Source organism: Anaplasma bovis, from assembly GCF_036903315.1.
Taxonomy (GTDB): domain Bacteria; phylum Pseudomonadota; class Alphaproteobacteria; order Rickettsiales; family Anaplasmataceae; genus Anaplasma; species Anaplasma bovis.
In genome coordinates this window covers 1-9,899 of the sequence record NZ_JAWLNY010000038.1, presented here as the reverse complement: position 1 = coordinate 9,899, position 9,899 = coordinate 1, and the positions used below count along the sequence as shown (strand labels likewise).

At 44.2% G+C, this 9,899-nt stretch carries 9 protein-coding genes; 8 read left to right on the top strand and 1 reads right to left on the bottom strand.

Going from position 1 to position 9,899, the window contains the following annotated elements; all coding sequences use genetic code 11:
- The 4 genes from R4I06_RS03565 to R4I06_RS03550 all read left to right on the top strand — a co-directional run.
- The coding region (locus R4I06_RS03565; protein WP_334414176.1) for a hypothetical protein at positions 1–227 on the top strand (227 nt) is incomplete at its 5' end.
- 208 nt (positions 228–435) lie between these two features.
- Entirely contained in the window at positions 436–1,176 is a 741-nt protein-coding gene (locus tag R4I06_RS03560) for a hypothetical protein (protein WP_334414175.1), read from the top strand.
- Positions 1,177–1,391: 215 nt separating this feature from the next.
- Entirely contained in the window at positions 1,392–2,084 is a 693-nt protein-coding gene (locus R4I06_RS03555; RefSeq protein ID WP_334414174.1) for a hypothetical protein, read from the top strand.
- A gap of 192 nt (positions 2,085–2,276) precedes the next feature.
- A complete protein-coding gene (locus R4I06_RS03550; RefSeq protein WP_334414173.1) occupies positions 2,277–3,032 on the top strand; it encodes a hypothetical protein in 756 nt (251 codons plus the stop codon).
- Here R4I06_RS03550 and R4I06_RS03545 read toward each other — a convergent pair.
- Positions 3,008–3,160, bottom strand: coding sequence for a hypothetical protein (locus R4I06_RS03545; protein ID WP_334414172.1), 153 nt, complete (start codon positions 3,158–3,160; stop codon positions 3,008–3,010). The two genes, R4I06_RS03550 and R4I06_RS03545, sit on opposite strands and share 25 nt — an antisense overlap.
- Before the next feature lie 90 nt (positions 3,161–3,250).
- On the opposite strand from R4I06_RS03545, the gene R4I06_RS03540 reads away from it, so the two are divergent.
- The 4 genes from R4I06_RS03540 (at position 3,251) to R4I06_RS03525 (ending at position 9,517) form a co-directional block, all read left to right on the top strand.
- Entirely contained in the window at positions 3,251–3,946 is a 696-nt protein-coding gene (locus R4I06_RS03540; protein WP_334414171.1) for a hypothetical protein, read from the top strand.
- 658 nt (positions 3,947–4,604) lie between these two features.
- Positions 4,605–5,258, top strand: a complete 654-nt coding sequence (locus R4I06_RS03535) for a hypothetical protein (RefSeq protein ID WP_334414170.1) — start codon at positions 4,605–4,607, stop codon at positions 5,256–5,258.
- Between the two features lie 609 nt (positions 5,259–5,867).
- The gene (locus R4I06_RS03530; protein WP_334414169.1) at positions 5,868–6,572 is read left to right on the top strand and encodes a hypothetical protein; all 705 of its coding nucleotides are present in this window, start codon (positions 5,868–5,870) and stop codon (positions 6,570–6,572) included.
- Positions 6,573–7,258: 686 nt separating this feature from the next.
- The gene (locus R4I06_RS03525) at positions 7,259–9,517 is read left to right on the top strand and encodes a hypothetical protein (protein ID WP_334414168.1); all 2,259 of its coding nucleotides are present in this window, start codon (positions 7,259–7,261) and stop codon (positions 9,515–9,517) included.
- Positions 9,518–9,899 lie beyond the last annotated feature (382 nt).

The window sequence follows — 9,899 nt, the reverse complement described above, 5'->3', positions numbered from 1 at the left end:
GGAATTTTGAGAACTCCAAGCTAAGTTCCCTGCTTGAATCGTTGAACTGCACACTCGGCTCTCTAAATCGTGCGTTAGATCCACTACCTGGTGGTGAGTGTTCCATGGAAGGAGAGCTGTACAACGTGCATCTAACACCTCATAAGTTGCCTGTTGTTCCAACATTCATCTCTGAACCTACGGTGAGCTACTGCTGTACAACCTACCGACAGCTTACCTCGCGGTGATATAGGGAATACCTGATGTGCTGCATCAATATGCCATGAAGGCACATCTTGCAGTTGTATACCTAGCCTGTAGAAGATTGCTGCTGTACTTTTTTTTCTAGTGTATGTCCTATACCGCCCGTAATGTGCTTTAAGGTTGTCCGCCTTTATAGTTCAAGACGTTGCCGTATCTGTGGGTTCATCTTTTCAGTGAAAAAGTAGGTATGTTATGGCTGCGGATAATCGAGTTGTAGCTCAATTTTCGGGGGGGGGGGACACTAAAGACCCTCTCTTTGATCTCTTAAATCATGTGCAACATTATGTACTCATCAATGTAGAGCAAGTGTTAGCCCGGGACATAAGATATGCAGAGGAGTACACATCCTCGGGGGGATACCGCGTAAGCTCTCTCTTGTGTATTATACCTATTTACCTATGTACCGCATTTAAGTTTTTAGTCCATAATACTTGCATTACTACAAGCACACAAGAAAGAGACGTGGTTGCTGCAACACAAGCCATACGTCAGATATTTGGTAAGTTGTTGAGTAAAGGTGTATACAACGATTTGCTAGATGGGGCATTGCGTTCAGTGAATACGATGCCTTATTCCGTAAACGAGCTGCTTTCCGAGCTACCTAAAAAAATATCAACGAATTGTAGCGCACATGGTGTCTTACATAATCTTGCGATAAAGCTGGTGGATAACGTGTCAAGTTTGCTAAATTTACTATATAAGTGTTCTAATCCTGTAGACTCTGACTTAGGTCCCCTACTCGAATCGCTGAACTGTACACTTGGTTCCCTAAATCGTGCGTTAGATCCATTACCTGGTGGTAAGCACGCCATGGAAGGAGAGCTGTACAACGTGCATTTAATACCTCATAAGTTGCCCATTGTCCCAACACTCATCTCTGAACCAACGGTCAGTTACTGCTGTTGCAGCTATAAGCAGCTTACCCTACGGTAAGATAAGGAATACCCCCAATCTTTACTGCATGCGGTATTTCATAGAGGCGCCACTTGCGTGTATACAAGAACTCACTGTAAATTACTGGTGTACTTCTCAGAGCCGTATACCTTATAATTAAGTGGTATCACTGCTATAAAGTTGTCCTTGGTGTCGTTGCAAGTGCGCTCCCAGCGCTTTGTAGCTCGTCATTCTCCGTAGAAATTGGGTATGTTATGGATCATGAAGCTGTAGAACACCTGTACGAGGGGGATCGAGATCTAACATTGTTAGATTACCTCCTGATACTAGCCTCTACAATAAGTGCAGAAGAGGATGAATCACCTACTGAAGGTCTAGAACACGAAACTTCTTTATTAGGTCTAACGCTTATCTTGCTGTACAGTACTCTTTCTTTTCTCGCCGATAATGTCTTTATGACAGAAGCAAACTATAGGGACATCACCATTGCAGGGGAAGCTACGTATCACATATTCAGTAAATTGCTGCTTGATGAACATGTATACCACTACCTAGTAGACAGTACGCTGTATACACTGCAAATGAAATCTTATCTTTCCCCTACTGAGATATCGTCGGAATTGTCAGTAGAATGCAGCATGCACGGCGTTTTACACAATCTTGCGGTGAAGCTAATAGGTGACATCTACGGTTTACTCGCCCTACCATATAGCAGGGATAGCAATTTTGTAAACTCCAAGCTAGGTCCCATACTAGAATCGCTGAACTGCACACTTGGCTCCTTAAATCGCGCGCTAGATCCAGTACCCGGTGGTAAATATGCCATGGAAGCGGAACTATATAACGCGCACTTAACGCCTCACAAGTTGCCTATTGTCCCAACGCTCATCTCTGAACCAAAGGCTAGTTATTGCTGCACAGGCTATCGGCAGCTTATCCTGAAATAAGCCAAGGAATACCCCGACAGGTACTGCAGGCAATTTATCATGAGAGCGCAACTTACATGTATACCAGAACCTGCAGAAGATTACTGCTGTACTTCTTTCTAGTGTGTGCCCTATAATGAACGAAGTGCTCTTCAAGGCTGTCCGTCTGTATGGCTAAAGATGCGATGCTGTAGTTTGAGGGCCACCTTTCTCGTGAAAAAAAGTAGGTATGTCGTGGACACAGATAGTGAAGCTGTAATTCAATTTGCGAGGGAAGATGCCATGTACTCCCTCTTAAATCTCTTGGATTATGTACAACATGTGCTCAATAATGTAGTGCAAGTGTTAGCGCATGACACAAGATATCCAGCAGAAGATGCACGTTCAGGCAGATGCCGCGTAAGCACTGTCTTGAGTATGGCACTTGTCTACCTATGTATCACATTGAAGCTTTTAGTACGTTCCAATGGCATTGCAAAAGCACAAGAAAGAGACATAGGTACTGCGGCGCGAACCATACATCAAATATTCGGTAAGTTGTCCAGTACAAGCGTATACCACGATTGGGTAAATAGAACACTATATGCAGTGAATACAATGCCCTTCTCTGTAGACGAGCTGCTTTCTCAACTACCTGAAAAAATGTCAACAAATTATAGTGCACATGGCGTCTTACATAATCTTACTATAAAGCTAGTAGATGACATGTCGGGTTTATTAAATTTACTAGATGAGGTTCATAACCCTGGTGACTATAAGCTACTTGGTGCTCCACTTGAATCTCTGAACTGCACACTTGGTTCCCTAAATCGTGCGTTAGATCCACTACCTGGTGGTGAATATGCCATGGAGGCAGAGCTGTACAACGTGCATTTAACACCCCATAAGTTGCCTATTGTCCCAACGCGCATATCTGAACCAGCAGTCAGATACTGCTGTTGTAGCTATAAGCAGCTTACGGTGAGATGAGGCCCCCTAACCTTTGCTGCACACGACATATCATAGAGGCGCCACTTATCTGTGGCAGCATTAACCCTCCGTAAATTACTACTGTACTTCTCAGCACCGTGTACCTTGTAATGCGTGACATCACTCATCGCGCCCTGCAAAGTTGTCCTTGGTGTCGTTCCAAGATGCGACACCGATGGTTTATAGCTCATTATTCTCCACAGGAAATTAGGTATGCTATGGATCATGAAGGTGTAGAACACCTGTACGAGGAGGATCAAGATCTAACATTGTTAGATTATCTCCTGATACTAGCCTCTATAATAAGTATAGAAGGGGATGAATCACCTACCGAAGGTACAGACTACGAAACTTCTTTATTAGGTCTAACGCTTATCTTGCTGTACAGTACCCTTTCTCTTCTCGCCGATAATGTCGCTATGACAGAAGCAAACTATAGGAACATCACCATTACAGTGGAAGCTACGTATCAAATATTAAATAAATTGCCGCTTTATGAACATGTATACCACGACCTACTAGACAGTACACTGTACACACTACTGCAAATGAAATCTTATCCTTCCCCTACTGAGATATCGTCAAGATTATCAGCAGAATGCAGCATGCACGGCGTTTTACATAATCTTGCGGTGGAGCTAGTAGGTGACATCTACGGTTTACTCGATTTACCAGATGGTAGAGATAGCAATTTTGTGAACTCCAAGCTAGGTCCCCTACTAGAATCGCTGAACTGCACGCTTGGTTCCCTAAATCGTGCGTTAGATCCATTACCTGGTGGTAACTATGCCATGGAGGCAGAGCTATACAACGTACACTTGATACCACGTAAGTTACCTATTGTCCCAACGAACATATCTGAACCAACAGTCAGCTACTGCTGCACTACCTATCGGCAACTCACTATGAAGTGAGAAGCTTTCTTTGCGCACGTCACAGAAGCTGTGGCCACCATATTAAATAGCTATGCTTTGCGGAATGGTCATACCGTAGAAGTGAATACCACGAAACGCTATACAAACTCAGAAACAAGTTGTACTAGGATAATAGGCGTAAAAATTTTCCCTCTTGCTTAACGCACTTTCACTTATACATGCACACTTCCCGCTACCAGTACTATGAGCTACGATAGGAGTACTATGGCAAAGCTAGAGTGCCACTTTGTAATACAAACTGTCAGAAATTTTCTCCCCAGATTTAACGCTTACCCTAGGATAAATTGAAGAAAAAATACCTCATCTGTCACACACTAAGTCGTTGTAAAATGTCACCCAAACCCAAAGCGGTCCTTTTGAAAAGTGTTAGTATGACAGCGCCGTGTATCGGAAGAGCACAACTTGCGCGCGCAGTAGAACCCACTGTGAATTACTATTGTATTTCTCTGCGCTATATATCGTATAATGAGTGATGTCGCTCATAGTGTGCTATAACATAGGTGTTGTTGTAAGACGCGATGCCGGTGTTTTGTGGCGTATTATTTTTCGTGGAAAATCAGGTGCGTGATGTTTGAACAATTAGGTAAATTATGAATCTTGAAGCCGTAGAACGCCTTATGAGGGGGGGGGGGATCATATGCTAACAATGTTAGATTCCCTCTTGCTACTGGCCTCCGCGATGGGTGTGGAAGAGGATGAATCGCCTGCGGAAGCACACGAAATTTCTCTACTAGGCCTAACACTTATTTTACTATGCAACACAGTTGGTATTCTTACTGCCAATGTTGAAATCACAAGAGCAAACCAGGAAAATATCACCGCTGCGGTGAATGCTACGTATGAAATATTCAAGAAATTGCCCCAAGAGAAACATGTATACCACGACACATTAAGTAAAGTGCTGGAGGCGCTGCAGATAAAATCCAATCCTGCAGCCACTGAGATATCAGCTAAGGTATCATCAGAATTGTCGACAGAAAGTAGTGCACATGGAGTCATATATAATCTTGCGATAAAGCTGCTAGATGGTGTGTTTGGTTTACTAAATTTACTAGATGATAAGGATGCCAATTCTATAAACTCCAAGCTAAGCCCCATACTAGAATCGCTACATTGCACACTTGGTTCTATAAATCGTGTGTTAGATCCATTACCCGGCATAGATCCTATAGAGGAGGAGCTATATAATGTACACCTAACACCGCATAAGTTACCTATTGCCACAACATGCATCTCTGAACCAAGAGTCAGTTACTGCTGTAGGGACTATAAGCAGCTTACCACACAGTGAGAAATATCCCGTATACATCGCACCATAAAAGCCGTCTACTGTACAGAAGTGGTGATAATAATGCAGGGATATGGTGATGCCGTAGTCGAGCATAGCAAACTATAAGAATTCAAAAAACCGAGTTATAGGAGAAGTAAAAATCCCCTCCCCCTTGACACACTATACACACATACGGTCCATTAACGCACTACAAGCTATGACAGAAATCACTTGCGGTAGCGAAAGCGTGCTACTTTATAATAGGAATATTGCATAAAACGCCAGCCCCCTACTTCTCAGGTTTCACACTTAGCCCAATACTAGCTGGAGACAAAAACATATGCAAACGCTACCTGCCGCGCACTCGAAATTCGTCACAGACGTGGCCTGGTACGTAAAATGGACCTTCATAACAACCGCGCTAAGTATGACAACGCGGTGTATCTGAAGAGCGCAACTTACGCGCGCAGTAGAACCCACTGTGAATTACTGCTATATTTCCCTATACTACATGTCATATAATGAATGATATGGCTCGTGATACACTGCAAAGTTGTATTCGGTATCGTCGAAAAAGATGCGACACCGATTGGTTGTGCTTATTTTATTCCCATAGAAATTAGGTATGTTATGGATCGTGAAGCTGTAGAACACCCGCACGAGGAAGAGGGGCATCGGGATATAGTATTGTTAGATTCCCTCTTGATGCTAGTCCTTATTGCAAATGTAGTAGAGAATGAATTGCCTACTGCAGGTCAAGATCGCAAAGGCTCTTTACTCCTTGCAACTCTTATCTCACTGTGCAGTACTCTTTGTCGTCTCACCTATAAGGTTGACAAAACAGGGGCAGACTATAGGGCAATCACCATTGCAGCGCAAACTACGTATCACATATTAAATAAATTGCAGCCTGATAAACATGTATACCACGACCTACTAAACAGTACACTGAAGCAGGTGCTGCAAAGGAGACCTTATTCTTCCCCTACTGAGATATCGTCAAAACTGTCAGGGGAATGTAGCATGCACGGCGTTTTGCATAATCTTGCCGTAAAGCTAATAGGTGATATCCGCGATTTAAATTCACTAGATGGTGACGATGCTGATTCTCTGAACTCCAAGCTAAGTCTCCTACTCGAATCGCTGAACTGTACACTTGGTTCCCTAAATCGTGCGTTAGATCCATTACCTGGTGGCAAGTATGCTATGGAAGGAGAGCTGTACAACGTGCATCTAACACCCCATAAGTTGCCTATTGTCCCAACACTCATCTCTGAACCAATGGTCAGTCACTGCTGTTGCAGCTATAAGCAGCTTCCCCCCCCCCCACGGTGATATAGGGAACACCCACCAATCTTTACTGCATACGGTGTTTCATAGGAGCTCCGCTTACGCATTGTTATCTATTGCTGACGGTGGTTTATGGCTGTGTGTTGTAGTATCTAGTGTGGTTGTGTGCACGTTGCGTTTGCCGCCTTTTCCGCTACTACGTTCATCCTTAACAGTGATTTTGGTAATGCATGTTCTATAAACGTTATTCAGATCTGTACACCAGGTTTCTAGCCACATGGCTCATCCTTATTATGAGGCAGTGGGCATAGAGGACACACCATCCATTAAACAACCTTTCACACAACATAGCAGCGGCCTACTGCCAAATTACAGCTGCTGAAGCACTTATATCTGATAGAAAGGGCCGTGCTCAAATCTTTTATAGACCTGCATTACGCACGCTTACATTTCTAGTGCAACGCTGCAACCATGACAGCTTCATCTGCTGCAACAAATATTGTCCAGCATGTTGCATATTTTCGTGCTCTTGTGCATTCATTTTTTCGCACGTACTTGATGACAAGTGGCCATACGCGCGTTTCTTATGTTCATTGAGTGTCTAAGAAACAGTTGCATTAATACAAAATACAGTTGCATACCATGTGTCTTTCTTGTAAAAATGAGTGCATGGGCTAAGTCCCGTGAGGACGTTCCCTAGCTCACCTTATCCAGTTTTTGCGGTATTCCTTATGCATGATAGCTGTGACCTATATCTCAAGCTTCTCGATGATGTGGACCTTTTGTTTTCTCAGTATGGCGGCAGTGACTCGTATCTTAGCAAGCGAAGCACTGTGCGCAACCCTGCGTACGCTGTAAAGTGTGCCCTAAATGCAATGTCTGCAGCAATACGCATATCTAAGAAGGATTGTCGAGAGCTTAACTCGCAGCTCTTACATACGTATTGGGGCATCAAAGATTACCTAGGTAGTGGGACACCAGGATTGTTGCAGGAGGCGCACACATTTTCCATTCTTGATGAGCTGTATTCTGCGTTAAAGGGTCTTACGCCTTTGATTGCAGGACAAAACGACAAGCTCTTTGATGGGTGCCTCCCCCTATGCAAATCTCGTATTGTAATACATTTGGAAGAAGCTGTGTCACACATTGCATATGCAGCTCGTGATATACAGAACCGTGTACATCGTGATCCTAAGGAAAAGAAGGAAGGTGACGAAAAATATTACAGGCATGCCAGTAGAGCAGTGTTTACTTGCGTTAATTCCCTGTTAGAGGGATGCGCGGTTTCATCTGCCTCCACAAACGGATGCGGTCCGTTGTCTTTTTCTGGCATAAGAGCAGCTCTAAGGCTAGTTCTTTTGATGAGTGACACCACCCCACATGAACATGTAGCTACGGCTGCGCAGGCGTCAATTATGCAGTTTGAACATTGCATAGAACAACTTCGTAAGGCTCGTGGTCTTGGGGAGTGGGCTCCTGACGATGAACATCGGATTGCTTTGTCTGCGTTCAAGTTTGCTGTTAATGCTTGGGCAGATTCTAAAGGTATATCCATTGCCTCAAAGGAGGACAGTGTGCTGCCACATAGTTTTGTTAATTTTCACCTTCTGGAAGCGTGCTCTTATGTTGACTATATAACGATCAAATCTGGGAACTATGCGCATGCGCTAGCTGCGTATGAGGAGGAGCATGAAAATCATGGGATTGTGGAAAAAATCTACGATTGTTCTGGAGAAATATGTGACCTTGAGGGTGCTCTAGATACAATTGATACTCTCATTGGTGGTATGTTGCGAAGAAATAACGATGCCGGCTCTAGTTCTTTTTACAGTTCTCCGACAGTTAGGAAGACCATCAAGAGTATTGTAGACAACATTGCCATATTGCTCGCAAAGGTTTGTACCTGGGAAGAAGCATGGAGCACACTGCAGGGCGGGACTCCGCAACCTACTTGTGGACGCGCAACAGCGCTGTATGGTGTGTTGAAAAAATCTCGGGAAGATTTCATGGCCTCAGTGGGATGTGCTCTTGAACTTTTCACTATTTGCATGTGCAGGTTAGATGATGTGCACTATTCTCGGAATATGTTTCCGCAGGTTGCTGCATGGGATTCGTCCTCACTTCCTGTTTTTCCTGGTGAATATACAAGATCAAAGGGAAGCATGCTGAGCAAAGTAAATGCACGGAGCAGTGGAGGACTTCAAAGCAGTGAATGCAGAGCAAGATCTACGGAGAAACAGTTTGAGGTTTTGGATAGACTACTAGATGATATTAGTAATTCTAGCACAGATCCAGGTGTGTTGGCTGACTCTCTTATAGATCGGACGGCGGGGCTTATAGAAGAAGTGATGAAGCTTCCTATCTCGGGTTTTGGCAGTGATAAGTTCACAGAGGTATTGAATAGTTTGGATAAGTTCTTCAAGGAGAAGGGGCGTCTTTCGCACGGTAGTGCTTTAGGACGTTCAGTTCCCGAGGGAAAGAAGGCTGCCTCACAAAGTGTGCCTATCAAGGTACCTTCGCACTATGGAAACGACAATGTAAGTGCTGTGTTTGCTCAGAGGATGGAGGGGCACACTGTCTTATCCAAGGCATTCTTAGATGTAGCTAGCTCTGGTATTATGCAGGACTGCCTTAGGGAGCTCAAAAAGTGTTTCCGGAAGGAAGCGAGGACAAAGCAATCATCCGGTCTAGGTGCGGGATTGCGTAATGCACAGCGTCGTGTTGGGTCATCGCACACTAGTGGTCATTATTTGACGGTGCCTGAGCAAACCTGCAGACGTAAAAGAGGGTTCTGCAGTGAAGTTTATGTTGAATTTGGCTGTGGGTCGCCTCTGTCTGAACAGGCTACTGAGAACTGCCCACAAATAATCGTAACAGAAGCTGCATCTTGTGTTGCAGCTGGAAACGACGCACAGGAGCCTAGTACGTGTTTGGAAATAAAGTCACCTAGCCGCGTTTGTACCTCCATAACGAGGGGGGGGGGGATTTGACTTAGTCTCTGGGGCGGAGTCAGTTTTTACATCACGCATATTTCTCCACCTTAGGCCTGCGTGCTTGTTGGAATGATTGTAGGCTTGGTCGCAACTGCGTGTAGTGGGTGATGTTGTTTTGTGGCCTGAGACGCGGCCCCGTGCCCAAAATATTTGTGTAAGTCTTTCTATAGCTTTAGGTGGCCGTGCTGTGCGCACTAAAATGTTGGCTGCTCGGCGTCACATATCGTAGGTGCATAGACTAATGTGCATTTCATTTCGTATGTAGGTGACATTGTTTTCACCTATGCAGCCAAAAACACTGAGATGCAGTTCATAACCAAAATCCTTCATAACGTAGATTATAAGACATGTGTATGCTTACTACGTTGTTCTCACATGA

Excerpts from the sequence above, each read along its gene's own strand:
- R4I06_RS03560 (WP_334414175.1), top strand. The coding sequence starts at position 436 with ATGGCTGCGGATAATCGAGTTGTAGCTCAATTTTCGGGGGGGGGGGAC.
- R4I06_RS03555 (WP_334414174.1), top strand. The coding sequence starts at position 1,392 with ATGGATCATGAAGCTGTAGAACACCTGTACGAGGGGGATCGAGATCTA.
- R4I06_RS03530 (WP_334414169.1), top strand. The coding sequence starts at position 5,868 with ATGGATCGTGAAGCTGTAGAACACCCGCACGAGGAAGAGGGGCATCGG.
- R4I06_RS03540 (WP_334414171.1), top strand. The coding sequence starts at position 3,251 with ATGGATCATGAAGGTGTAGAACACCTGTACGAGGAGGATCAAGATCTA.
- R4I06_RS03525 (WP_334414168.1), top strand. The coding sequence starts at position 7,259 with ATGCATGATAGCTGTGACCTATATCTCAAGCTTCTCGATGATGTGGAC.
- R4I06_RS03545 (WP_334414172.1), bottom strand. The coding sequence starts at position 3,160 with ATGAGTGATGTCACGCATTACAAGGTACACGGTGCTGAGAAGTACAGT.
- R4I06_RS03535 (WP_334414170.1), top strand. The coding sequence starts at position 4,605 with ATGCTAACAATGTTAGATTCCCTCTTGCTACTGGCCTCCGCGATGGGT.